The sequence below is a fragment of the Prolixibacter sp. NT017 genome (assembly GCF_009617875.1).
Classification (GTDB): domain Bacteria; phylum Bacteroidota; class Bacteroidia; order Bacteroidales; family Prolixibacteraceae; genus Prolixibacter.
In genome coordinates this window covers 1,748,699-1,771,686 of sequence record NZ_BLAV01000001.1, presented here as the reverse complement: position 1 = coordinate 1,771,686, position 22,988 = coordinate 1,748,699, and the positions used below count along the sequence as shown (strand labels likewise).

General features: G+C 46.5%; 26 protein-coding genes. 20 read left to right on the top strand and 6 right to left on the bottom strand.

Translation table 11 applies throughout. The annotated features are described in order from the left end of the window. Positions 1-13 precede the first annotated feature (13 nt). The 10 genes from GJU87_RS07325 to mnmE all read left to right on the top strand — a co-directional run bounded on the left by GJU87_RS07325 (position 14) and on the right by mnmE (position 9,234). On the top strand, positions 14-1,057 hold the full coding sequence (locus tag GJU87_RS07325; RefSeq protein ID WP_153638930.1) for a permease: 1,044 nt from the start codon (positions 14-16) through the stop codon (positions 1,055-1,057). A 109-nt stretch (positions 1,058-1,166) separates the two neighbouring features. Continuing rightward, on the top strand, positions 1,167-1,778 hold the full coding sequence (locus GJU87_RS07320) for a TetR/AcrR family transcriptional regulator (protein ID WP_228491892.1): 612 nt from the start codon (positions 1,167-1,169) through the stop codon (positions 1,776-1,778). Positions 1,779-1,825: 47 nt separating this feature from the next. After that, positions 1,826-2,578, top strand: coding sequence for a sulfite exporter TauE/SafE family protein (locus GJU87_RS07315; RefSeq protein WP_153638928.1), 753 nt, complete (start codon positions 1,826-1,828; stop codon positions 2,576-2,578). A gap of 13 nt (positions 2,579-2,591) precedes the next feature. Next, entirely contained in the window at positions 2,592-3,581 is a 990-nt protein-coding gene (locus GJU87_RS07310) for a porin (RefSeq protein WP_194831471.1), read from the top strand. 45 nt (positions 3,582-3,626) lie between these two features. Then, positions 3,627-4,229, top strand: coding sequence for an FmdE family protein (locus GJU87_RS07305; protein WP_153638926.1), 603 nt, complete (start codon positions 3,627-3,629; stop codon positions 4,227-4,229). Positions 4,230-4,437: 208 nt separating this feature from the next. Next, positions 4,438-4,770, top strand: a complete 333-nt coding sequence (locus GJU87_RS07300; RefSeq protein WP_153638925.1) for a helix-turn-helix transcriptional regulator — start codon at positions 4,438-4,440, stop codon at positions 4,768-4,770. Between the two features lie 40 nt (positions 4,771-4,810). After that, on the top strand, positions 4,811-5,236 hold the full coding sequence (locus tag GJU87_RS07295; RefSeq protein ID WP_153638924.1) for an arsenate reductase ArsC: 426 nt from the start codon (positions 4,811-4,813) through the stop codon (positions 5,234-5,236). A gap of 5 nt (positions 5,237-5,241) precedes the next feature. After that, positions 5,242-6,051: an arsenite methyltransferase gene (locus GJU87_RS07290; protein ID WP_153638923.1), complete on the top strand. Its 810-nt coding sequence runs from the start codon at positions 5,242-5,244 to the stop codon at positions 6,049-6,051. An 8-nt stretch (positions 6,052-6,059) separates the two neighbouring features. Then, a complete protein-coding gene (gene arsB / locus GJU87_RS07285) occupies positions 6,060-7,091 on the top strand; it encodes an ACR3 family arsenite efflux transporter (protein WP_153638922.1) in 1,032 nt (343 codons plus the stop codon). Positions 7,092-7,833: 742 nt separating this feature from the next. Further along, positions 7,834-9,234 carry a tRNA uridine-5-carboxymethylaminomethyl(34) synthesis GTPase MnmE gene (gene mnmE, locus GJU87_RS07280; protein WP_153638921.1) on the top strand — a complete coding sequence of 467 codons (1,401 nt, stop codon included), beginning with the start codon at positions 7,834-7,836 and terminating at the stop codon, positions 9,232-9,234. Between the two features lie 729 nt (positions 9,235-9,963). On the opposite strand, the gene GJU87_RS21430 is transcribed toward mnmE, so the two are convergent. The 4 genes from GJU87_RS21430 to GJU87_RS07260 all read right to left on the bottom strand — a co-directional run bounded on the left by GJU87_RS21430 (position 9,964) and on the right by GJU87_RS07260 (position 12,687). Then, positions 9,964-10,167, bottom strand: a complete 204-nt coding sequence (locus tag GJU87_RS21430; protein ID WP_255454233.1) for a transposase — start codon at positions 10,165-10,167, stop codon at positions 9,964-9,966. A gap of 577 nt (positions 10,168-10,744) precedes the next feature. Continuing rightward, a complete protein-coding gene (locus GJU87_RS07270; RefSeq protein ID WP_153638920.1) occupies positions 10,745-11,116 on the bottom strand; it encodes a hypothetical protein in 372 nt (123 codons plus the stop codon). Between the two features lie 255 nt (positions 11,117-11,371). Next, entirely contained in the window at positions 11,372-12,265 is an 894-nt protein-coding gene (locus GJU87_RS07265) for an IS3 family transposase (RefSeq protein ID WP_153638141.1), read from the bottom strand. A 14-nt stretch (positions 12,266-12,279) separates the two neighbouring features. Continuing rightward, positions 12,280-12,687, bottom strand: coding sequence for a hypothetical protein (locus tag GJU87_RS07260; protein ID WP_153637049.1), 408 nt, complete (start codon positions 12,685-12,687; stop codon positions 12,280-12,282). A 314-nt stretch (positions 12,688-13,001) separates the two neighbouring features. Between GJU87_RS07260 and GJU87_RS07255 the strand changes: the two genes are divergently transcribed. After that, on the top strand, positions 13,002-13,712 hold the full coding sequence (locus GJU87_RS07255) for a hypothetical protein (RefSeq protein ID WP_153638919.1): 711 nt from the start codon (positions 13,002-13,004) through the stop codon (positions 13,710-13,712). 126 nt (positions 13,713-13,838) lie between these two features. Continuing rightward, positions 13,839-15,023: a hypothetical protein gene (locus tag GJU87_RS07250; RefSeq protein WP_153638918.1), complete on the top strand. Its 1,185-nt coding sequence runs from the start codon at positions 13,839-13,841 to the stop codon at positions 15,021-15,023. Between the two features lie 67 nt (positions 15,024-15,090). On the opposite strand, the gene GJU87_RS07245 is transcribed toward GJU87_RS07250, so the two are convergent. Continuing rightward, a complete protein-coding gene (locus GJU87_RS07245) occupies positions 15,091-16,077 on the bottom strand; it encodes a lipoate--protein ligase (RefSeq protein ID WP_153638917.1) in 987 nt (328 codons plus the stop codon). 126 nt (positions 16,078-16,203) lie between these two features. Here GJU87_RS07245 and GJU87_RS07240 point away from each other — a divergent pair, with 126 nt between their 5' ends. Next, positions 16,204-16,794 carry a TetR/AcrR family transcriptional regulator gene (locus tag GJU87_RS07240; RefSeq protein ID WP_153638916.1) on the top strand — a complete coding sequence of 197 codons (591 nt, stop codon included), beginning with the start codon at positions 16,204-16,206 and terminating at the stop codon, positions 16,792-16,794. A 73-nt stretch (positions 16,795-16,867) separates the two neighbouring features. Continuing rightward, entirely contained in the window at positions 16,868-18,106 is a 1,239-nt protein-coding gene (gene fabF / locus GJU87_RS07235) for a beta-ketoacyl-ACP synthase II (RefSeq protein WP_153638915.1), read from the top strand. An 84-nt stretch (positions 18,107-18,190) separates the two neighbouring features. Here the strand turns inward: fabF and GJU87_RS07230 are convergent, their stop codons facing one another. After that, a complete protein-coding gene (locus GJU87_RS07230; protein WP_153638914.1) occupies positions 18,191-19,177 on the bottom strand; it encodes a GlxA family transcriptional regulator in 987 nt (328 codons plus the stop codon). 174 nt (positions 19,178-19,351) lie between these two features. Between GJU87_RS07230 and GJU87_RS07225 the strand changes: the two genes are divergently transcribed. From GJU87_RS07225 to GJU87_RS07200, 6 genes are all read left to right on the top strand, one after another. Further along, on the top strand, positions 19,352-19,783 hold the full coding sequence (locus GJU87_RS07225; protein ID WP_153638913.1) for an SRPBCC family protein: 432 nt from the start codon (positions 19,352-19,354) through the stop codon (positions 19,781-19,783). Positions 19,784-19,906: 123 nt separating this feature from the next. Then, positions 19,907-20,350, top strand: a complete 444-nt coding sequence (locus tag GJU87_RS07220; protein ID WP_153638912.1) for a VOC family protein — start codon at positions 19,907-19,909, stop codon at positions 20,348-20,350. A 7-nt stretch (positions 20,351-20,357) separates the two neighbouring features. Then, on the top strand, positions 20,358-20,918 hold the full coding sequence (locus tag GJU87_RS07215; protein ID WP_153638911.1) for a dihydrofolate reductase family protein: 561 nt from the start codon (positions 20,358-20,360) through the stop codon (positions 20,916-20,918). A gap of 44 nt (positions 20,919-20,962) precedes the next feature. Then, positions 20,963-21,556 carry a dihydrofolate reductase family protein gene (locus GJU87_RS07210; protein WP_153638910.1) on the top strand — a complete coding sequence of 198 codons (594 nt, stop codon included), beginning with the start codon at positions 20,963-20,965 and terminating at the stop codon, positions 21,554-21,556. A gap of 35 nt (positions 21,557-21,591) precedes the next feature. Next, a complete protein-coding gene (locus tag GJU87_RS07205) occupies positions 21,592-22,062 on the top strand; it encodes a VOC family protein (protein WP_153638909.1) in 471 nt (156 codons plus the stop codon). Positions 22,063-22,475: 413 nt separating this feature from the next. Beyond that, the gene (locus tag GJU87_RS07200) at positions 22,476-22,859 is read left to right on the top strand and encodes a DoxX family protein (RefSeq protein WP_153638908.1); all 384 of its coding nucleotides are present in this window, start codon (positions 22,476-22,478) and stop codon (positions 22,857-22,859) included. The last annotated feature ends 129 nt before the right edge of the window (positions 22,860-22,988 follow it).

Here is a 22,988-nt window from a genome sequence, read left to right as displayed (position 1 = left end):
AAATGGAAAAGAAATGAGAGAAAAAGTAATTGCACTGAACCGAAATATGCATGGCTGGTTGTTTCCGGCGATTCTGTTACCACTATGGATTGTTCTTTACTGGCAGCTGAAGCACGTAGCCGATTTTTTCATCGATGATGTGTTGGGAATGGCAACCGGTAAGCATCTGACAGAAACCCTTCGTTTTTTCATCTTCGAGGTGCCCAAGGTGCTGTTATTACTTGTACTCATCATCTTTGTAGTTGGCATTCTTAGAACGTATTTCACACCGGAGAAAACAAGAAAAATACTGGAGGGAAAATCCTTGTTTACCGGTAACATTCTGGCTTCACTGCTGGGAATCGTTACTCCTTTTTGCTCCTGCTCCGCGATTCCGCTGTTTCTGGGCTTTGTAGAAACGGGTGTTCCGCTGGGCGTCACCTTCTCATTCCTCATTGCTGCCCCGATGATTAACGAAGTAGCACTCGTACTGTTGATTGGAATGTTTGGCTGGAAAGTAGCGCTCATCTACGTAGGAACCGGCCTTATCATTGCCATCCTGGCGGGTTGGATATTAGGAAAACTGGGATTGGAAAAGTATGTGGCGGAATGGGTTTATGAAGTAAAAGCCGGCCACAACGAAGATGCAGAAGGACGAGTACACTTTCAGGAAAGAATACAATCGGGGTACGAAGCAGTAAAGGAGATTGTAGGAAAAATTTGGATTTACATTCTCGTCGGTATTGCTGTCGGAGCCGGTGCTCACGGCTATGTACCCGAAAACTTTCTCGGTTCCCTGTTGGGCAACCAAAACTGGTATGGCGTTCCGGTGGCCATTTTACTTGGTGTCCCGATGTACTCCAATGCAGCCGGAATCATTCCCATTGTCAGTGTGCTTTTGGAGAAAGGCGTCTCTCTCGGTACAGCACTCGCTTTTATGATGTCGGTCATTGCTCTTTCCCTGCCGGAGATCATCATTCTGAAAAAAGTGCTTAAATGGCAATTGATTTCAGTTTTTGTCGGCATTGTTACCGTCGGCATACTCATCGTCGGATTCGTCTTCAATCATGTGATGTAAAACTTCCGGAACGGTATATTCGACTAGCTTTCAACGAAAAAAAATTAAATCATACCCAAAAATAGTTCAATAAACGTTTGCATTTCTCATAAAAGAATTAGCTTTGTAAGTGATTACTTACATCAAAGTCATGGAACGGCAAAATAGCGAAACAAGGCAAGGCCAAATCAAACAGGCAGTACTCGACATCATCTACACCGATGGTCTGAAGAACCTGTCGACACGCAATCTGGCCAAGCGTATTGGCATGAGCGAAGGTGCCATCTTCCGCCATTTTGCTACCAAGCAGGATATCATACTGTCGATTATCAACGATGTACAGACCGATTTCATAGGGCAGTTGCGAAAAATTGCTACATCTTCGCTGGAGCCGGAAGAACGTTTGCAAAAGTTCATTTGCTCGACAGTCCAATACCTGACGGACAACAAAGGAATTACCATGCTTCTCTTTTCTGAAGCATCACACAATAACGACGAGCAACTGAAATCAACACTTCGTCAAATCTTCAATAACCAAAAATCACTGGTTAACAAAATCTTTCTTGACGGAATTACCGAAGGAACCTGGGATGAAGAGATACCCGTTGAGAATCTCGCTATGCTATACATGGGCATTCCGGTATCACTAAACATTGAGCTGATACTCAACCGGGGAGAATCACAGGTTGACAATTTCTGCAAGAAGATGCTGAGTCTTATGCTTAAATTACTGAAGCGATAATTTTTTTGCATCTAATGTAAGTAAATACTTACTTAAACTTTTTAGTCATGTTGTACGGAATCGTTTTTTTCATCATCGCGGTAGCATCATTCATCTTTGCCATGCTGGGTCTTGGCGGAGGAATGGTGTACGTACCGGTCCTAAATTGGGCTGGTTTTGATATGGTTTCTGTGGCCATTCCGCTCGGTTTGCTGTTGAATGGCTTAAACACTGGTTTGGTCCTTATTCCGTTTGCACGGAAAAAGATGGTTGACTGGAAAGGCGGCGCCGTTATGGCTGTTACAGCTTTAGTCGCCTCGCCGCTGGGAGCCATGACCAGCGACAAAGTTCCGGTAGCTACGTTAAAAATCCTGTTTGCCATCATGGTTGTCGCGGCAGCTATTCGTATGATATACGCCTCCAAGATGGCTGAGCCGGACGAGATGATGTCCATGAAGAAGCGAAGCATCATCGGGTTCTTTGTCGGCGGTTTTGCCGGTTTCGTTGGCGGAATGCTCGGGCTGGGCGGCGGATTCATCATTGCCCCCATCCTTATGATGATGGGCTACAAAACCAAAGAAGCGGCAGCTACCACCGCGTTTGTCGTCACATTCTCTTCCATATCGGGATACCTGGGCCATGTTTCACAGGGACACATGAATTGGCCATTGACCATCATTGTCGTCATCGCCGTTATTATCGGCTCTCAACTAGGAGGACGGTATATGACGCAAAAGGCCAAATCGAAACAGGTAAAGGTAATTTATGCCATCGTTTTGCTGATAATTGCCGCTAAAATGGTGTACGGCGTCATCCATTAATATGCATCGTGTCATGAAGAGATTGAGATTATTAACATTGCTCCTATTCGTTGCTGTGGCCGTTCAGGCACAGGAAAACAAGGGTCCTCAGCTAAACGGCTACATACAAACCCGGTTTTCGAGCAATCTGAATACCACTTCGGAATTCATGGTTCGACGGGCTAAACTGTGGCTCAAAGGCGAGGTGCCGACTGCCAATTTCATTAGTTATAAGATGCAGGTGGTTTATCGCTCGTACAAGGACCAGAATTTCATTTTCCAGGATGCGTTGGCGGATATTCATCTAAAAGGAGACGGGCTGTTCCGGCTCGGACGGTTTGTGCCGGACTTCATGATGCAACGCATGCAGCCCGATTACCAAATTCCTGTTTTGGAGCGGGCATCTGTCATCAATGCATTGAATATGAACCCGAAGTACGGAGCCCGAATGATTGGACTCGAATACCTTTACAGCCAACCCGATCAACCGTGGCATGCCAGTGTTGGGTTGTTCAATGGAAACGCGGACAAACCCGGGCATAACAGCAACTCACTGCTGGTTACATCGCGTATAAACCGGAAATTCAATTTTACTGACAAATCCGATATTACTTTGGGCGGTTCGGTCGCCTACCGGAACATCACCAAAATGAGCCTGCCAACGATTTACACCGCTGACTCACTCCTTTCCGGAAACGATTTCCGCTGGGGTACAGAAGCCTTGCTCCATTGCAACCATTTCCATCTGCAGGCCGAATATATTCAGGCATTATTGAACAGTGACAAAGCAGACGGTTACTATCTGCTGGGCTGGTACGATTTCAATACTCATTACCAACTCACCGCTTTTACCGAAAAATACACGGACCTGAATTCCGCAACATCGGATCAGCCCTGGTATGGATTGGGATTCAACTATCTCATTACAGAAAAAACAAAACTGATGGCCGATTTTAAATGCAGCGATCTGAATCAGAATCCGGTTTATTCGGCCAATATCCAACTGCAGTTACTCTTTCGATAGGAAGTGTACTGTAATAGCGAATTGTCAAACTTAAAAATCAACATCATGATCAATCCACAAGAATGGCTCGAATTCGGGCAAAAGTTTCACGGACACAAATGTCCGGCTATGCCTATGGGACTGCGCGTTGGTGCAGCTGCCATGAACGCACTGGGTGTTGAACGCGCCCGCGACGGACAACTCATCGCTTTTGTTGACCTGGGCGATGACCACTGTGCTACCTGTTTTGCCGATGGTTTGCAGGTCATCATGGGAACCACTTTCGGCAAGGGAAACATTAAAAAAACACACAAAGGTAAATGGGCTGTTATTGTTGTCGACAAAGCCAGTGGCAAAGCTGTGCGGGTGACTCCCCGGGCTGAAGAGATGCTTGCCAATAAACAGACCTCCTTCTTCAAAGACTACCGTGAAAAAGGGATTCCGGCCAGTAAAGTTCCGGATGAAACGGTTGAACCACTCGTTAAAAACGTGATGAATGCTCCTGCCGATAAAATTCTGATCGTGTCGGAGGTATTTGATTACGATTTGAAACAGCATCCCCACAGCTTCAACAGCTTTGTTTGTGAAGAGTGTGGTGAAATGACGGTCATGGAATATGGCCGTATAAAAGGCGACAAAAAGGTTTGCATCGATTGTGCGGCTAAATAAAGATTTCTGCTTTTCATAATTTTCTGTCATACTTGCAAACCCGGTATCTTGAAAGGGAACACACCCAAGCAAATACCGGGTTTCTTCGTCCCTTAACTTTTGCACCTTCTCCTCTCCTTTTCTGCTAAAGGAAAAAAATTGCATTTTTATGACGTATAATTACGTCATTTAAATATTTGACGTATATTTGCGTCAAAAGAAATACAAGATGGTACAAAGTAAAACCGAACTATTCGAGCAGGAGCTCATCGAAAAGGCCGCACTTTTCAAGGCTCTGGCTCATCCGGCCCGGTTGCATATCCTCCGGTTCCTGGCTGCCACGCAATCGTGCATAACAGGTGATATTTCCGATGAGCTGCCCCTGGGACGAACCACCGTTAACCAGCACCTAAAAGAGCTGAAAGCGGCCGGTCTGATTACCGGGCACATCGAAGGGGTCAAAACCAAATACTGTCTGGACATGGACAATGTGAAACGCTTGCAGAAAGAATTAGGTGGCTTTATCGACGGTTTAAACATCGAAAATTATTGTTGCGAATAACCGATACAAATCAGTCATCCATTAAAATCCTCTCGACTATATGAACGTACTTATTTTATGCACCGGAAACTCCTGCCGCAGTCAAATGGCCCACGGTTTCCTTCAATCATTCGATAAACGCATCAACGTGCAATCGGCCGGAACAGAGGCCTCAGGCAAGCTGAATGAAAAAGCTGTAGCCGCCATGAAGGAAATAGGCATCGATATCAGCCACCATACTTCCGACCCGGTAGACAAATACCTGAACGACGAATGGGACTATGTGATTACCGTTTGCGGAGGCGCGAACGAGACCTGCCCCGCCTTCATGGGAAAAGTAAAACACCGTCTTCACATCGGCTTCGATGATCCGTCGCATGCTACCGGAACCGACGAATTCATTTGGGGTGAATTTATCCGCGTACGCGACGAAATTAAAGAGGCTTTTTACAAGCTGTATACCGAAGATATCAAACCTCAATTATAATTGTCATGCAAGTAAAACCTGAAGATTTAAAACTGTTGGTGCAGGAAAAATACGGCGAGATTGCCTCGCAGAGTAAAGAAACAAACCAGTCATCATGCTGCGGCGGAACCAGTTGCTGCGGTGATTCCACCTATACCATTTTCAGTGACGATTACACCATGCTGAAAGGTTATAATGCTGACGCCGACCTGGGACTGGGTTGTGGTTTGCCCACTGAATTTGCCCGCATCAAAGAAGGTGACCATGTACTCGATCTGGGAAGTGGTGCCGGAAATGACTGCTTTGTGGCCCGCGCCATCACCGGCGAAACCGGGAAAGTAACCGGCCTCGATTTTACTGATGCCATGCTCGAAAAAGCCCGGAAGAACCTGGAGAAAACCGGTTTCACCAATGTCGAATTTGTGAAAGGCGACATCGAAGAGATGCCGTTGCCGGAAAATACCTTCGATGTGGTCATCAGCAACTGCGTACTGAACCTGGTTCCCGATAAGGAAAAAGCCTTTAGCAGTATTTTCAGGGTACTGAAACCCGGAGGCCACTTTTGTATCTCCGATGTAGTGCTGGACGGTGATCTGCCGGAAGGCTTAATCAAGGAAGCCGAACTGTATGCAGGATGTGTATCGGGCGCGATTCAGCGTGAGCAATATCTTTCCATTATTGAAGAGAAAGGCTTTTTCGATATCAAGGTCGAAAAGAACAAAGCCATCACCATCCCGGATGATATCCTGAGCAATTACCTGTCGGAGCAGGAGATGGAGGAGTATAAGACTTCCGGAACCGGCATTTTCAGCATTACCGTTACCGCTAACAAATAATTTTAGATATGAATCAAGAAAAAAAACGTATCGGTTTTTTTGAGAAATATCTCACCCTTTGGGTAGCTCTGTGCATTGCGGGAGGAATCGCAATAGGCCGTTTTGCCGGTGACAGCATTCAATTTTTGAGCAAGATGGAGCTTTTTCATGTCAATATCCCGGTGGCGGTGCTCATCTGGTTGATGATTTACCCTATGATGTTGCAAATTGACTTTTCCAGTCTCAAAAAAGTTGGGAAACGACCGAAGGGATTAATTCTCACGTTGGTAGTCAACTGGCTGATCAAGCCTTTCACGATGGCTTTCTTTGCCTGGATTTTCTTTTCCAAGCTTTACTCAGCGTTCATTAATCCGGATATGGCCGGTGAGTATATTGCCGGTGCCATTTTGCTGGGGGCCGCACCATGTACGGCAATGGTATTTGTATGGAGTTACCTCACTGATGGAGATCCTAACTATACACTCGTACAGGTTTCGGTAAATGACCTTATTATTTTGGTTGCCTTTGTGCCTATTGTAGGGCTGTTGCTGGGTATTACCAATGTCCACATTCCTTATAATACGCTTATCGCCAGCATTCTGATATTTGTAGTCATTCCTCTGGCAGCCGGATACACCACAAATAAGCGACTCATTCGCCGCAAAGGCGAAGAATGGTTTAAGACTGTATTTCTTCCCCGGTTTAAACCCGTTTCCATCGTCGCCTTGCTTAGCACACTGGTACTGTTATTTGCCTTCCAGGGAACGAATATTACCCACAATCCGCTCATCATTCTATTGGTAGCGATACCACTGATCATTCAGACCTATTTCATCTTCTTTATTACCTGGTTTGGCGGCCGAAGACTGAAATTACCACATACTGTTTGCGCTCCGGCTGCAATGATTGGCGCCAGCAACTTCTTCGAACTGGCGGTGGCTGTGGCTATTTCCCTGTTCGGATTACAGTCCCCTGCTGCTTTGGTGACAGTTGTGGGTGTACTGGTAGAAGTACCGGTCATGCTCTCTCTTGTACGTCTTGCTAATCGCTGGAAATACTGATAAGATAATCTGAAGGCAATTGGTCCGATAGTAGAAATACCGGTGATGATTGCATTGGTGAATGTGGCCTTCCGGCTGAAGAAGGTGTATTTTGTGAGATAGCGAGTAGTTGTTTACAAGGGACAGTACGATAATATTGGGGATAAGGATTACGCTAATTTTTGCTAATTACACGAAACGAAGTTCGAGGAAGTCAATTGCTTCGATGTTGTGTACAAGCAGGCCTGAAGGGCCGCAAGCTCATAGCCCGGGGCAAGGAGGCACGACGCCGCCCCGGGTAACGATACCCCGGTAAACAGCGGCGCACGTTCTATTGTGGATCGGAATGGTGACGCTCTTGCGCCGCACACGCCGGCGTTGCTATGAAATGCCAAAAGCCCTTTCATGCTCTGAATTCGGGAGGGACAGCGCAGCCTGAAACCGGGTTAATGCGCGGCCACGATGTATCGTGGCCCTACCAGGTCGGCATCCATTTTGAATGGTTTAGCTCACCCTCTATTCAGATAATGCCTTTGTGAACTTTGTGCTTTCTTTGTGTTCCTTGTGGTTTATTTTTTTTACCACAAAGGACACAAGGCTTTACCGCCAGGAACACAAAGACGACGCATACATCGAAGCCGAACAACAGGAACAAGAGTAACCATAGGAACAACAGTAACCGCGCAGCGTAACATGTAAGCGTCTTTCGTCTCATGTCTTCAGAATTTGTATCTTTGTTCCCCTTAAAAAGGAGACCAGAAAGATGATCGATCAATCAACCATATGCGCCATTTCCACCCCACCGGGCGTGGGTGGCATCGCGGTAATCCGCCTTTCAGGACAAAAGGCCGTCGCCATTACCGAGGAAGTTTTTATATCCCCTAATCAAGAGAAAAAACTGGCCGACCAACCAGCCAACACCCTTCATTTCGGCACCATCCGCACCGGCGAGAAGATTATCGACGAGGTGGTGGTGAGTTTGTTCCGCGCTCCTCATTCCTTTACAGGAGAAGATGTGGTAGAAATCTCGTGTCACGGCTCGCAATACATACAGCAAGCTATTCTCGAACTGTTGCTCTCGAAAGGAGCACGCATGGCCGGTCCGGGGGAGTTTACCCAACGGGCTTTCTTGAATGGCAAAATGGACCTCTCCCAGGCCGAAGCCGTGGCCGACCTGATTGCTTCCACGTCTGCCGCTTCGCATAAACTGGCATTGAACCAAATGCGCGGAGGCTTCTCACAGGAACTCATCAAACTGCGTGGTGAATTGCTCAGCTTTGTCTCCCTCATCGAGCTGGAGCTTGATTTTAGCGAGGAAGATGTGGAATTTGCCGACCGTACCCAATTGCTCGAACTGGCTACCCGCATCGAGGAAATGATTGGCAAGCTGGCCGACTCATTCAAGCTGGGAAATGTCATCAAGAACGGCATTCCGGTCACCATCGCCGGCGAGACCAACGTGGGGAAATCGACCCTGCTGAATGCCCTGTTGAATGACGAACGCGCCATCGTATCCGAGATTGAAGGAACCACCCGCGACGTCATCGAGGATATCATCAACATCCGCGGTGTCAGTTTCCGGTTCATCGATACGGCCGGCATCCGGACCACCGCCGATAAAATCGAGAGTATGGGTATCGAGCGGACGTACCAGAAGATCAAACAGGCTAGCATTGTATTACTACTGCTTGACCTGACCCGCGAGCCGGAAAAATACCTGCAAAACCTGGAAGATGTGCGCCAGCATATCAGTCAACAGAACCTGATTATCGTCGGTAACAAAGCTGACCAGGTAGATGAGGGCGTTGTCCGAAAGATGCTAATGGACATTACCCTGGCCGATAATGAAGATATGGTCTTCATCTCCGCCAAGATGGGCCATAACATCGATAGTCTGAAGAGTCTGCTGCTCGAAACAGTCAATCTGGCGAAACTCAACAATGAAGAAGATGTGATTGTCACCAATGCGCGTCACTATGAAGCGCTCACCCAGGCCCGCGAATCCATTCAGCGCGTATTGGATGGCATCGAAAATGGTATTACCGGCGACTTCCTCTCGCAGGATATCCGTGAATGCATGCATTACTTGGGCCTCATCACCGGTGAGATTAGCACGGACGAGGTGCTGGGGAATATTTTCCGGAATTTTTGTATCGGTAAATAAAGGCAGTTTCAAGTGTTAAGTATTAAGAAAGACGCAAGACGGTAGATGCGAGACATGAGAGTGAACCTTAGACCTCTTAATTACTCACTACACATTATTCATTATTAATTGTTTCAAGTTGCGCCTGAAGGTTACTGTGGTTGCTACTGTTCCTGTTGTTTCTTTGCCTTTGCGCCAACGGTGCAAAAGCACCAGGGCAGGGCAACGCCCTGTTGCCGGGTAATGCGCAGATGGCCCAAGCCCTGAAAGGGCGGTAACCCGAATAACAACCCGGTTATTAGCCAATCATCCTTCTAACATTTATTTCTAATGAGCGACGGCGTTATTACGGTCGAAACAATCTTCCCATTTCAATCCAGGCTGGTGCGCGACCGTATTCACCTTACCACATTTTTGTTCCCATAGCGGCGCTATGGGCTTTTGCTCTCAGGCCGTTGGCCTTTCACGGATTCCGGGTACCTTCTTTTTTGCGCCAACGGTGCAAAAGCATTAGGGCAGGGCAACGCCCTGTTGCCGGGAATGCGCGTATGGCCTAAGCCCTGAAGGGGCGTAAGCAATTCAATCCCACATATATCGTTCGTCGTAATCAACACCATATTTTTTGAGGAAGGCCCGCAGCTCCTCCTGAAAGGTTTTCATTTTGTGATGTTCCTTTTGGTTGTTGATGTACTCTACAACCTTCTCTATTTCGGTGGGATTGACAGAGAAAACTCCGTAGCCATGTTGCCATTAAAAATGACGATAGTGTCCTCCTTTTGTCTTTATCCATTTCGAGGATTCTTTTTTCAATTGCTCAATCAGGTTGGCCTGGGTTATCTTTCGCGATAACGTACACAGGATATGAATATGATCATCGGTTCCTCCTACCCTAACAGGATTGCAATCCAAACCTTTGCAAATTCCTCCAAGGTATTCGAAAAGGGCGGATTGAATATTTTCACCGATCGTTTTCTCCCGGTTTTTAGTGCTAAAGGCGATGTGTAATACACCTTCGATAATGATTGTGGCATGGTGGCGTTTGTTTGGTTATTTGGCTGTTGCCCTTTCAGGGCAAGGTTTTTTATTTGGTTCATATCCCCATAGCGATGCTATGGGCTATTGCTGCAAGACCTTCGGCCTTGCTCCGTTCCTGTGGCTTTCCACCGGATATTGTTCTCAGGCCGTTGGCCTGTCATCGATTCCGGTCACCTTCTTTTTGCACCAACGGTGCAACAGCACCAGGGCCGGGCAACGCCCGGTTGCCGGGAAATGTGGAGACAGCCCAAGCCCTGAAGGGGCGTAAGCAATTCACCAATATCCTAAATCCCAACCTGCAAACCGTTTTTTAATATCCATCCATTTCATTGTTGTTATTGGATTCTGCTCCTACAGAGCAAATATTCCCGTTTATAATTTCATTTCAATGACTATGCCGCGAGTTAATGCTAAGCCCTTTCGCCCTATAAACAAATATCGTTATTTTCTTCAAACGTCTACTAACTTCGACTCCTACGCTAACTGCACAATGAAATCAGGGTAATAGCCAGAATGCGGTACACCATTTCCCACTCCCATCCCCTTCCTCTTCTCTGGTAACTCTTTTCGCCGTGTTGGCTGAAACGTTCTCATTGTTGGTAGAGTTATCCGCGGCTTCCGCGATCTTGGTCACCTTTCTGGTTGTGTTTGTCGCACTTCTTTCGGTGTTGTTCTCCTCTTTTTCAATGTGTTTCCCGCCTCTTTTCGTATTGTTCTCCTGTTTTTCGATGGTTTCCTCGCCTCTTTCGGTGTCTTCCTCCACTCTTTCGATGTTTTCCCAGCCGTTAGCAGTGTCTTCCTCGCTGTTAGCAGTGTCTTCCTCGCTGTTAGCAGTGTCTTCCTCGCTGTTAGCAGTGTTTTCCTCCACCGGAAAATTGACCTCCCCTAAAATAGCTTGACAGATTTATACTTAATTGGTGAGTCCGGTTGCTTGTTATTTCGTAACAACTGGATTCCAAATATACTTCTTTTTATCTTCCTGCCCGGTCCGTCGTTTGTAAGAGTAAAACCTGAAAACAGAGTTCAGATTGTTTCTAAACCCTGAAGTAGCCGGAAACTCTCTCTGTTATTCCTGTTCTCTCATCACAGGTTTTCTCTTACACCGGGTTCGTTCGACAGATTTTTATGTATCACCTGATTCACGCTTCAACGGATAGGACCGCTTTTTCCAGTGTTTCTTTAATGTTCCGGTTTGCTTATGTGCATCAGTGGGGAACATCATGTCCACACTACGATGCGGCCGTTTATGATTGTATTTGTATACAGCGAGTTTTACCGCTTCCAGGGCTGCGTGATAATCGGCAAAAGTGTCCTGTAAGCTGTACTCTCCCTTCAGAATACCATTAACACGTTCGGCTACCGCATTTTCATAAGGGTCTCCGTTTTCAGTCATAGATATGTTGATTTTAGCTCCTTTCAGGTAGTTCACGTAATCATTGCAGCAATACTGAATCCCCCTGTCGGAGTGATGAATCAGGTTCGGCTTTACACCTTCGCCGGCAACGGCCATTCTTAGGGCATTTAAGGCCCCTTCACTGGTCAGGTCGGGCCAGAGGCTCCATCCGACAATTTTCTTCGAATAGGCATCGGTTACCAGGGACAGGTAGACAAAGCCTTTTTCGGTTCGCAGGTAAGTAATATCACTGACCCAGAGTCTGCCTGAACTGACCAGTTCGATATCCCGGATTAGATTGGGATATTTACGGTAAAAATGGTTCGAATTAGTGGTTTTCGGGCCCCGCTTACGGCGCCGCACCAACAAACCGTGCTCCCCGAGCAGGTTGAAAAACTTGTCTCTTCCGTATTTGATGTTGTGTTCCTGTAGTGTGGAAGTCAGTAATAAAAGGAGTTTCTCTGCTCCCATGCGGGGATGTTCGCGGCGAAGTATTTTTACCTGCTTCAAAATGAACACCTCCTGCATTTGTTTTACTGAGTGACGCTTTTTGCTATCGTACCAGGCCTGACGGCTAAACCCAAACAGTTCACACAGTACCGATTTGGATACCAACGGGTACATGTGTGCCAGTACTTCTACTGTTTGGGGCCAGACTTTTTTCGAATCTCTAATTTGTAGTCCTGCTCAGCAATGTCAATCATCGTATTCAGGCCCACATTTTTCATCTTCGCCAGTTCAAGCTGTTTTTCCAGCTCTTTGATACGCTTCTCCAGCGCTTTTACATCTGTTCTTTCTTTTCCACTCATCGCCTGTAAAGATAAGTGAATATCATCGGAATAACGTTCCTGCCAGTTCCTGATAATGCGCCGGTACTGGGAACCTAAATCAAACCGGTCGCGTGCCTGCTGAAAACTCATCTTTTCTGCATCTATCTGGCCGACCAACCAGCGCCTGAAACTAACTTCGTAAGCATTGTAATTAATCGGTTTTTCCTGAAATCCTTCCATGTGATCGCTTAACATGGCCTCTTTTCCTTTCTTCATTTTCCTGACTTTTTACGTCAAGCTATTTCAGGACAAGACAAATGGCTGCTAACATGGGGATAACTGAACAGGGAAAAGTGCGATAAAGAAAAGGAGGAAAGTACACGCATACCCGTAATATTTATTGTATTCATTTTCGCAAAAATAGTAACAGAAAAGCACTGCAATGATTATTAAAACTTTGAAAATATTAACTTTTATATTAAAAAACATATAAAAAAGTGGTGCGATTGGGTTGCATATAGCGGTAAATCGTTGTAATTTCAAAAAGCTATTTGGTTAGCAACTAAGACAACCAATAAAAATTAATTAACATGAAAACTAGCTTTAATTTTAGCATGGGTACGCTAACTCAGCGTGCCGACCGTATCGATAATTTGTTAGAACGCGATGCGGAACAACTCTCCCCTCTGGGATACGATGAAACTTTCCGGACCAATTTCAAAACCAAGGTAACGGCCTTCAGGCAAATGCCGTCGGATAACTACTGGCTGGGACAGCAAACCCTGAAAACCGATGCGAAAAACACGGCCTACGCCCAGGTGAAAGAGCTGCTATCGACCTTACGTTTTCGCTGCAAATATGCCTTGGGAGAACAATCGGTCGAGTACAAAGCCATCCGGTTTAATAAGCTGAAGGATGTTAAAGCAGCCGACTTGATCAACCTGGCTAACCACATCTGTACCACCTGCCGGGAGATGCTCGACAAACTGGCTTCGCGCAACATTACCGGAGAGACGCTGACGGAAATCGAATCGGCGGTAACAGTCCTCGACGATGCTATCGATGAACAGCAAACAATGATATCGACCCGCGAGGCCAAAACGGTGGAACGCGAAAAGGCCGCTAACGATATTTACCAAACCATTTCGGAAATATGCGAGGCCGGCAAAGATATATGGGAAGGTGTAAACGAGGCCTATTATAACGATTATGTAATTTACGGCTCGAAAGACTCCATTGAAGAGGACGAGCCCGTGGAAGAAGGTGAAGAGACCGTAGATGGTGCCGCAACCGAATCGTAAACTCCCGATAGTGATTCACAAAAGCCCCGAAACCGGGGCTTTCTTGCTGTTTTTAGGGATGTGGGAAATGCGTATCCTGATTTTATTTTCCTGGTCAGACCAACGTTTAACGAAGAATTATCGCCAATGAAAAAGAAAGGACACTTCGCCAACTTCGATCATTTTCCGTACCGGAAAGAAATGATTCCCGAGGACAAAGTGGAATATGAACAGTTCTTCAAAAAGCTGACAACCCAATTCATCAACGAGTTAAAAGAATCGGAAAAGGTAAAAAGCTACCTGGAGAAGTATTCCGACCACAACAAAGAGGGTTTTATCAAGAGATATGTTAATTGGAAGGTATCTCTCGTAAAATCGTATAACTACTACATTGGTCTGCTGAGCGAGCGCGAGAGCCTGGAACTCCGGTACCAGAATTATGCACTGGAAGCGCTGCGGAGTATTCTGAAAAAGAAACTGTTCAACCTGGAACTGCAATGGCGGGCCGGACAAATTAAAATTGAAGAGGTTAAGATATCGTTCGACTTCCTGTACTGGCATCAAAACATTATGGCCTGCCCCTTTATCCCAATGATTACCCCGGAAGAAATCGTATTAATGAAAAGCTTTCTCTTGTCGCTCGACGATTGGTATATGGGAGACCCGTGGGATCTGCACATGTCGGATTACGGCCGTGTGATGGAAAAAGATGAAACCGGTGGCTATGCGTACATGCCCGAATGGTATGAGTATTACGACAGTCGTATGGGAACGAACCTGTTGCTTTTGTTGCCCGACAAGAAAGGGCCGAAAGAGGAAATGTACCTGGAACTGGCAAGGGAAAAGCAAAAGGAATCAACCCCAGCAAAAAAAGCTAAGCCTAAACCGCCAGAAAAACGCCCAATGTTATCAGGCTTCAGCAATTCCTACATTGAATTTGCCCGCGAAACAGAGACCGACCCATATATTCTGAAACTATTTGACGGAATGGAAATTCACTTGCGGAAAATAGATAGCGAGTCGGGTAATATGGAACTGGATGGTCCCATCAGTACGTTACAGAATGCCGACCGCCCTGTATACCTCGATAGTCAACTCGTATGGTACAAAGCGATTCACAAGGCCGCATTTCAGTATGAGAATCTAAAAGTGGCTGAAGCACTCGATCCGGTTTATGAACAATATGTTACATACAAAGAACTGGGCCTCTCGTACGAATCAGACGACAGGCATGATATTATCGGGACATTCAAAATGATACAGGATAAATGGCGGGAAGCCATATTGGATGCCCGGGAAATGTGTGGTGAGCCGCGTGATTTCAATTATTAAGGTCGTTCCCATAGCCATACAGGCGCTACAAAATTCCAATGACACGTTCACGGTAAACCGGTCACCACTACACAAACAACTCCAGAATCTCCTCCCCGGTAACCTTCCCGAAGTAATCGGTCAGGTTCACCGTTGAAAGGATTTGCCGGAGGTTTTCGGTTTCGTGCGGCACACCGACGAGCTTTTCTTCGAGCTCTTCGATGGGTTGCGATGCAAAGAAATCGCCGAAAATCTTCACGTCCTGAATGACACCCTTCTTCACATCCATGTGTAGTTCGATGAAACCCGCGGGTATCTTAATGGCTTTGTTAAAATCGTAGCTGGGTGAACCACCAAAATTCCAGTCCCAGGTGCTGTACTTTTCCGCGGCCAGTTGTTCAATTTTCGCTACTTCATCCGGTCTTAATTGGTGGATGGTTGCACTCTGTTCGTTCTCTTTGATGATTTGCCCGATGAGCAGTTCCTTGAACTTATCGACGGTGATACCTCCCGGGAAATAGTCGATTAGGTTTGTAACGCGGGCACGGGCCGACTTCACCGCTTTGTCTCGGAATTTTAGCGGATTAATTTTCAACGCCTCACTCAATACCCTCATCTCGGAGTCCAGCAAAATAGTACCGTGCTGAATCATCTTCCCTTTTCGGGCCAACTTGGCGTTACCGCTGAATTTCTTGCCGTCGACCACCAAATCATTCCGTCCTTCGAGTTTAGCCGGCACATCCAGGTTGTTCAGCAAATCGACCACCGGCTGGGTGAACTTAGAGAAATCGGAAAAATCGTCGTCACCGAGGGGGGTATGAAATGAGAAATTCAGATTACCCAGGTCGTGATACACCGCACCACCGCCTGACATCCGGCGAACTACCTTGATTTTGTTTTCCGTGACATAGTCGAGGTTGATTTCTGCCAGCGTATTCTGGAACCGTCCCACAATAATGGAAGGCGCATTTACGTAGAGCAGGAAGATCTCGTCGTTCGGATATGTATTCAGCAAATACTCTTCGGAAGCGATATTGAAATAAGCGTTATTTGAGGGCGAATCGATAATCAGCATGAATGAATTTTTTTGCAAAAATAGGAAGTTTCCGGGGCTATATGTAATCTGAAGACAAAAGGAATCCAGAAAAAGAAGAGTTCCTTTTTTTGTTTTTATACCAATTGGTATATATTTGTCATTGGTATGAAGAAATCGGAAAGGACAAAGCAGTTCATTATTGCGCAAACCGCCGCTATTTTCAACAAAAAAGGGTTTGTTGGAACTTCTATGGCCGATATTACCGGGGCCACGGGTTTAACCAAAGGGGCCATTTACGGGAACTTTGCCAACAAGGATGCGGTGGCGCTGGCTGCATTCGCTTTCAACTACGGACAGATACGAAAAACGGTTCATACCGGGCTGCAGCAAGCCGAAAATACCCGCGAGAAGCTGATGGCTTACGTTTCGTTTTACGAAGAGTACTACCCTACCATCTTTGAATGGGGAGGCTGCCCGATTTTGAATGCTGCTTCCGATTCCGACGATGCACATCCTGCGCTTTTCGAAAAGGCAAGTTCGGCACTTGAAAGCTGGCGTAACAATCTCATTTCGATCATTGAGGAGGGCCTTGATAACGGGCAGGTAAAACCAGATGTCGAACCCGAAGCTTTCGCCGATGTATTCATATCGCTGGTGGAAGGAGGCATCTTGATTGCGAAAACGCTGGGCACCGAAAAGCCCTTGTTGTCGAATCTGGAACAGCTGAAAACACAGATAGAACAAATAGTAATCTGAATAAATAAATTTTTTTAATCATGAATATACCAATTGGTATAAACATATTAAAGAAACAAAAACCAATATCCTTATGAAGAGAGTAGTTATTACCGGACTGGGAGCGGTAACCCCACTAGGCAATAATATTCAGGACTTCTGGCAAAATGCCGTTGCCGGGAAAAGTGCGGCCGCCACCATCACCCGCTTCGACCCGTCGAAATTTAAAACGCGGTTTGCCTGTGAAGTAAAGGATTTCAATCCGGCAGAATACCTCGAACGCAACGAAATCAAGCGCAGTGATCTTTTCACTCAATATGCATTGTACGCCGCCGCCCAGGCCATGGAAGATTCCGGTCTGGATTTATCGAAAATGGATCCGTTCGATGTCGGCGTTATCTGGGGGTCCGGACAAGGCGGAATGGGAACATTCGAAGAAGAGGTAACCAAGTATGTGCAAAACAACTTTGAACCCCGTTTCAGTCCGTTCTTTGTACCCAAGCTGATCGTCAACATGGCGTCAGGAATGATTTCGATGAAATACGGTCTGCAGGGAATGAACTACACCACTGTGTCGGCTTGCGCTACTTCCAATACTTCCATCATGGATGCTTTCAATTACATCCGGATGGGAAAAGCGAAAGCATTTGTGACAGGTGGTTCAGAAGCACCGATAACTCCGGCATCGATGGGCGGATTCAGTGCCCTGAAAGCGATGTCGACCAACAACGAACATCCCGAAGCAGCCAGCCGTCCGTTCGACGTGGACCGCGATGGCTTTGTGATGGGCGAAGGAGCCGGTGCTTTGATTCTCGAAGAATACGAGCACGCCAAAGCACGCGGAGCACACATCTATGCTGAGATGGTCGGTGCGGCAATGACAGCGGACGCTTTCCACATGACGGCTACTCATCCTGAAGGAATCGGAGCCATTAAAGCCATGGAGCTGGCGCTGGAAGAGGCCCAAATCAATCCCGACAAGGTAGATTACCTGAATGTGCACGCGACCTCCACTCCTGTGGGCGACCCGAGTGAAGTTACAGCCGTGCAAAAAGTATTTGGCGAAAAACCGCTGTTGAACATCAGTGCAACCAAATCGATGACCGGACACTTGCTGGGAGCAGCCGGCGCTGCCGAGTCGATTTTATGCATTAAGGCCATTACTGATAACATCGTGCCTCCCACTATCAACACGGTGAACCTCGATCCGGCCATCCCGAAAGATGTGCGTATCATTACCGGCGAAAGCATCGATGCCCAGGTGGATGTGGCCATGACCAACAGCTTCGGTTTTGGCGGACATAACGCTACGCTGGTGTTCAAGAAAATCTGATAATAACATTGAAAAGTTAGAAATGAGAAATGAACTTTACTCCCATTGTTCATTTCTCATTTTTTACGAATAAAACTGAAACAACTACCCTTCCGCCGGCACCACCATCTTATTATACCGGTTCCGGTACTCGACCGGTGTCAGACCGGTGATCTTCCGGAAGGTATTTCGAAAAGCCTTGCTATCGGTATACCCCACTTCGAACATTACCTCGCTGATGTTTTTGTGGCTGGTTTCGAAGTTGCGCTTGGCTACTTCCATCTTTACCCGCTGAATGTATTCCAGCACCGAATTGTTGGTCGCCCTTTTGAACCGCCGCTCAAAACTGCGCCGGCCGACCGATAGCTTATCCGCCAGTTCGTCGACCGTTATCCGATCGTCGATGTTTTTTTCGATATAATTCTGCGCTCTCCTGACCAGATCGTCATCGTGCTTCTTTTGGCCTTTGAACATGGCAAACGGTGACTGACTGTTCCGGCCGATATCGATGGCAAAATACTTGGATGTTAAGATAGCCATTTCCCTGCCGGCAAACTTCTCCACCAAATGAAGCAACAGGTTCCAGTACGAGTTAGCCCCGCCGCTGGAATAAATCCCGTTCTCCTCCGTCACAATCAAACCATCCTGTACATCCACCGTCGGGAACATTTCCCGGAACAAACCGGTAAAGCCCCAGTGAGTAGAGCATTTCTTTCCGTCCAGCAATCCCGTAGAAGCCAGCAGGAAGGCTCCCACACACAGGGAAGCCACCTCTGCCCCGTCGTTGTAGTGATCGATAATCCAGGGGAGCATTTCCTTATTGGCAGCTATCGCTTCCTCCATGTCGCCAAACAGGGCCGGGATGATGATCAAATCGGGTTGGTCGGCTTCTGGCAGCAACTTATCGGGACGAACAGAAAAACTCCCGTTCCCCAGTTGAACCTCTCTTTTCACTCCCACCAGTTCCACCTGAAACAAAGGCTCTCTCCCCGCCTCCAAACAAAACTGATTCACGGCGCTGAAACAATACTGCGGGTCGGCAATGGCCTGCAAAACGGAGCTCTCGGGAACCAGAATGGCTATTTTCTTCATATTGGTGTTTTTTGTGTATCCATGAAAAAGCTAACTGCGTATAACATCAAATATAAGACGTTCTTGTCGGAAATAGACTTTCATTTGTCGCTTTCGTACATCTCAGCTGCCGGTTGATCGCCGTAAGTTTGTACAAAACAACAGGATGATAGCAAAAAACTAAATAAGAACATAATGGAAACAAAAGCAAAAACCATCATTACCGTTCAGGCCATCATCAACGCACCGGTTGATAAAGTATGGGACGCGTGGACCAACCCAAAGCACATTGTTCAGTGGAACGCAGCATCGGATGACTGGCATACGCCCAAAGCGGAAAATGATTTGCGGCCCGGTGGACGATTCACCTCACGTATGGAAGCCAAAGACGGCAGTATTGGCTTCGATTTCGAAGGCGTATACGACGAGGTGAAAAACAACCAATTCATCTCTTACACCATGGAAGACGGCAGGAAAGTAGAGGTATCCTTCGGGTCGGGAGGTGGTGCGACAAGTGTAACTGAACGCTTCGAAGCAGAAAACACGAATACCATCGAACAGCAGCAATTCGGTTGGCAATCCATCCTCGATAACTTCAAGAGGTACGTGGAAGAAAATCACCCCTAAATCCCCTGAAGGGGACTTTAAGATGCTCCTTTTGGCGAGTTCCGATGGATATCGCGGAGGAGGGATAAAACAAAAAGTAAAAAGCTTACAAAAGAGCCATTATAACCAATAAAATTCATCACCATGTCAAAAGTGAGCACGTACCTTAATTTTCTTCAGGATACGGAGAAAGCTTTCAATTTCTATAAAGAAATCTTCGGAACCGAGTTGATGGAGCCCGGATTCATGCGCTACGGCGACATTCCCGTTCAGGAAGGAATGCAGCCCTGTCCGGAAGATGAAAAGAACCTGATCATGCACGTGGAACTGCCCATTCTCGACGGGCATCTGTTAATGGGAACCGATGTCCCCAGATCCATGCAATCGCAGATAACACAGGGCAACAACGTATACATTATGCTGCAACCCGATACCCGCAAGGAAACCCGGAAACTGTTCGATGCCCTTTCGAAAGGCGGAACCATTGAGCAGGAGCTGCAGGACATGTTTTGGGGTGACTACTACGGCAGCTGCACCGATAAATTCGGCGTGCACTGGATGTTTGACTGTACCGAAAAAGCAAGTTAAGTCCGTCATGGGAAAATTACACTCATTCCAATTCATAACCCTGAACGGATTTCTGAACGATCCCAACGGTGATTTCAGCTGGCACCGGCATGGTACCGAAGAAAACCAGTTCGCCTCCGATAGCATGCAGTCCGGTACGACTCTTCTGTTTGGGAGGAAAACCTACGAAATGATGGCTTCTTTCTGGCCAACACCAGCAGCTATGGAAAGCAGTCCGGAAGTAGCGCAAAAGATGAACGCCGCGAAAAAAATCGTCTTTTCGCGTACCCTGAAACAGGCCGGATGGGAAAACACGTTGATAGTCAACGATGCCGTGGAAGAAATGAAACAGTTGAAGAAAACATCCGATGGCAACTTCACCCTGCTGGGAAGCGGAACCATCCTGACACAGTTCGCGGAAGCCAATTTAATCGATCAATATATGATCATGATTGATCCGGTAGCCATCGGAGCAGGCTCGGCCATTTTCGGCGGTATATCGCAAAAGCTAAATCTGGAACTGACCAACGTTCAATCCTTTAAAAGCGGCGTGGTATTGCTTAGCTACCGGCCGTTGGTCCGGGACTAGTGTTCACACAGGAAATCATTCGCCCCCGACAAAATGTAAATATCATGAGAAAAATAACCGTCTTATCGATGATTACGCTGGATGGAGTCATGCAGGCACCGGGTGGCCCGGAAGAGGATACGTCAGGCAGTTTCAAATATGGTGGCTGGACGGAACCCTATGGCGACGAAATCTATGGTCAGGCAGTGCAGGATGAACTGAAACCGGCAGACTATCTTCTCGGTAGAAAAACCTTTGAGATATGGGAGGACTACTGGCCGCATCACGCCGATTTTTGGACGGGCATCAATGAGGGTACCAAATACGTACTGTCGAAAACCCGAAAAAAAACGGCCTGGAAGAACACCATATTCATTCAAAGTGTAGCCGATATCAAAAAGCTAAAAAATTCGACAGGTTCCGACCTTCAGGTCTGGGGAAGCAGTGAGCTCATCCAACTACTGCTACAAAATGACCTGGCAGACGAACTCAAAATCAAAATTCACCCGCTGACACTTGGCCATGGAAAAAAACTATTTGATAACGGAACGATACCCGCCTCATTTGAATTAATTGATAGTATCATTACTTCCACCGGGGTGATAATGGTCCATTACAAACGGGCCGGAAAAGTAAAGACCGGTCTTGTTGAAGTGTAAGAATAAAATAACGCTCACCTATAAAAACAGATAACATGAAAGATCAGATTACTCCCTGCCTCTGGTTCGACCACCAGGCGGAAGAAGCGGCACGTTTTTATACGTCCGTTTTCCGGAATTCAAAAATTGAAAACATCTCCTATTACGGAAGCGAAGGACAGGAAATACACGGACAAAAAGAGGGAACAGTTCTCACCGTCAACTTTCAAATCAACGGACAAAAGTTCATGGCGCTGAATGGCGGTCCCGTCTTCCAAATTAACGAAGCCGTTTCGTTTATAGTGAATTGTGATACCCAGGAAGAGATTGACTACTACTGGGAAAAGCTGTCGGCTGTACCCGAAGCGGAGCAGTGCGGCTGGCTGAAGGATAAATACGGCGTTTCGTGGCAAATCGTTCCAACCATCCTGGGCGAACTGATGAGCGACGCCGAACGCGCTCCCCGTGTGATGAAAGCATTTATGCAAATGAAGAAATTCGATATTGAAAGGCTGAAACAGGCGTAAGAAGAAAATGTGAAAAGGTTTCAGGTTTCAGGTTCAGCTTCGCGGTTTCAGGTTGAAAGAGTTTTAAGTGTTAAGTGTTAAGTAAAAGACACTAGACTCCAGAAATGAGACATGAGACGTTAGACGTTAGACCTTCGACTTTCGATTCTTTCATTGTTCATTATTCATTATTAATTTTTAAAGGGTTTCAGGTTACAAGTTGCGCTTTGAGGTTGCTATGGTTCCTATCGTTACTGTTGTTGGAAAAAAGACATTAGACTCCAGACATTAGACCTTCGACGTTGGACCTTCGACTTTCGACTCTTTCATTGTTCATTATTCATCATTAATTTTTTAAAGGGTTTCAGGTTCGGCTTCGAGGTTACAGTATTTCAGGTTTCAATAGAAGTGTTAAGTATTAAAAATTAAAGAAGATGAAAACAACAAAAATTATTTACTGGATTACCACCAGTTTGATCGTTCTGTTTGATGGTGTACTGCCCGCCTTTACTTTTCAGACCGATTTGGCCAAACAGGGAATTAGTCATTTAGGGTACCCCGAATACTTCGGTGTCATGCTCGTTTGCTTCAAAGTCGCCGGAGCCATTGTACTCATTCTCCCGGCATTTAAGGAACGTATCAAGGAGTGGGCGTATGCAGGCTTTACCTTCGATTTTATCAGCGCTGCCGTTTCTCACGCTGTCGTCGACGGGATAGGCGGACAAGCTCTGTTCCCATTGGTGGTGTTGGCCGTACTGGCACTCTCCTACTTCAGCTACCACAAGATGCAAACAGCCGTTTTTGCTTTCTCAAAATAATCCTGCCAGGATTACGGATTATAGGAAGAACGGATATCAAATTAACATGCGCCCCCACCTCCGGGGTCGTATAAGCACTTTAATTCCGCAATTGCTAACGAAGAATAAGAACAACAGATACAGATTTTT

Excerpts from the sequence above, each read along its gene's own strand:
- arsB (WP_153638922.1), top strand. The coding sequence starts at position 6,060 with ATGAATCAAGAAAAAAAACGTATCGGTTTTTTTGAGAAATATCTCACC.
- GJU87_RS07295 (WP_153638924.1), top strand. The coding sequence starts at position 4,811 with ATGAACGTACTTATTTTATGCACCGGAAACTCCTGCCGCAGTCAAATG.
- GJU87_RS07255 (WP_153638919.1), top strand. The coding sequence starts at position 13,002 with ATGAAAACTAGCTTTAATTTTAGCATGGGTACGCTAACTCAGCGTGCC.
- GJU87_RS07210 (WP_153638910.1), top strand. The coding sequence starts at position 20,963 with ATGAGAAAAATAACCGTCTTATCGATGATTACGCTGGATGGAGTCATG.
- GJU87_RS07305 (WP_153638926.1), top strand. The coding sequence starts at position 3,627 with ATGATCAATCCACAAGAATGGCTCGAATTCGGGCAAAAGTTTCACGGA.
- mnmE (WP_153638921.1), top strand. The coding sequence starts at position 7,834 with ATGATCGATCAATCAACCATATGCGCCATTTCCACCCCACCGGGCGTG.
- GJU87_RS07260 (WP_153637049.1), bottom strand. The coding sequence starts at position 12,687 with ATGAAGAAAGGAAAAGAGGCCATGTTAAGCGATCACATGGAAGGATTT.
- GJU87_RS07220 (WP_153638912.1), top strand. The coding sequence starts at position 19,907 with ATGTCAAAAGTGAGCACGTACCTTAATTTTCTTCAGGATACGGAGAAA.
- GJU87_RS07310 (WP_194831471.1), top strand. The coding sequence starts at position 2,592 with ATGAAGAGATTGAGATTATTAACATTGCTCCTATTCGTTGCTGTGGCC.
- GJU87_RS07245 (WP_153638917.1), bottom strand. The coding sequence starts at position 16,077 with ATGCTGATTATCGATTCGCCCTCAAATAACGCTTATTTCAATATCGCT.
- fabF (WP_153638915.1), top strand. The coding sequence starts at position 16,868 with ATGAAGAGAGTAGTTATTACCGGACTGGGAGCGGTAACCCCACTAGGC.
- GJU87_RS07200 (WP_153638908.1), top strand. The coding sequence starts at position 22,476 with ATGAAAACAACAAAAATTATTTACTGGATTACCACCAGTTTGATCGTT.
- GJU87_RS07290 (WP_153638923.1), top strand. The coding sequence starts at position 5,242 with ATGCAAGTAAAACCTGAAGATTTAAAACTGTTGGTGCAGGAAAAATAC.
- GJU87_RS07315 (WP_153638928.1), top strand. The coding sequence starts at position 1,826 with ATGTTGTACGGAATCGTTTTTTTCATCATCGCGGTAGCATCATTCATC.
- GJU87_RS07230 (WP_153638914.1), bottom strand. The coding sequence starts at position 19,177 with ATGAAGAAAATAGCCATTCTGGTTCCCGAGAGCTCCGTTTTGCAGGCC.
- GJU87_RS07205 (WP_153638909.1), top strand. The coding sequence starts at position 21,592 with ATGAAAGATCAGATTACTCCCTGCCTCTGGTTCGACCACCAGGCGGAA.
- GJU87_RS07215 (WP_153638911.1), top strand. The coding sequence starts at position 20,358 with ATGGGAAAATTACACTCATTCCAATTCATAACCCTGAACGGATTTCTG.
- GJU87_RS07265 (WP_153638141.1), bottom strand. The coding sequence starts at position 12,265 with ATGTACCCGTTGGTATCCAAATCGGTACTGTGTGAACTGTTTGGGTTT.
- GJU87_RS07300 (WP_153638925.1), top strand. The coding sequence starts at position 4,438 with ATGGTACAAAGTAAAACCGAACTATTCGAGCAGGAGCTCATCGAAAAG.
- GJU87_RS07325 (WP_153638930.1), top strand. The coding sequence starts at position 14 with ATGAGAGAAAAAGTAATTGCACTGAACCGAAATATGCATGGCTGGTTG.
- GJU87_RS07225 (WP_153638913.1), top strand. The coding sequence starts at position 19,352 with ATGGAAACAAAAGCAAAAACCATCATTACCGTTCAGGCCATCATCAAC.
- GJU87_RS07240 (WP_153638916.1), top strand. The coding sequence starts at position 16,204 with ATGAAGAAATCGGAAAGGACAAAGCAGTTCATTATTGCGCAAACCGCC.
- GJU87_RS07250 (WP_153638918.1), top strand. The coding sequence starts at position 13,839 with ATGAAAAAGAAAGGACACTTCGCCAACTTCGATCATTTTCCGTACCGG.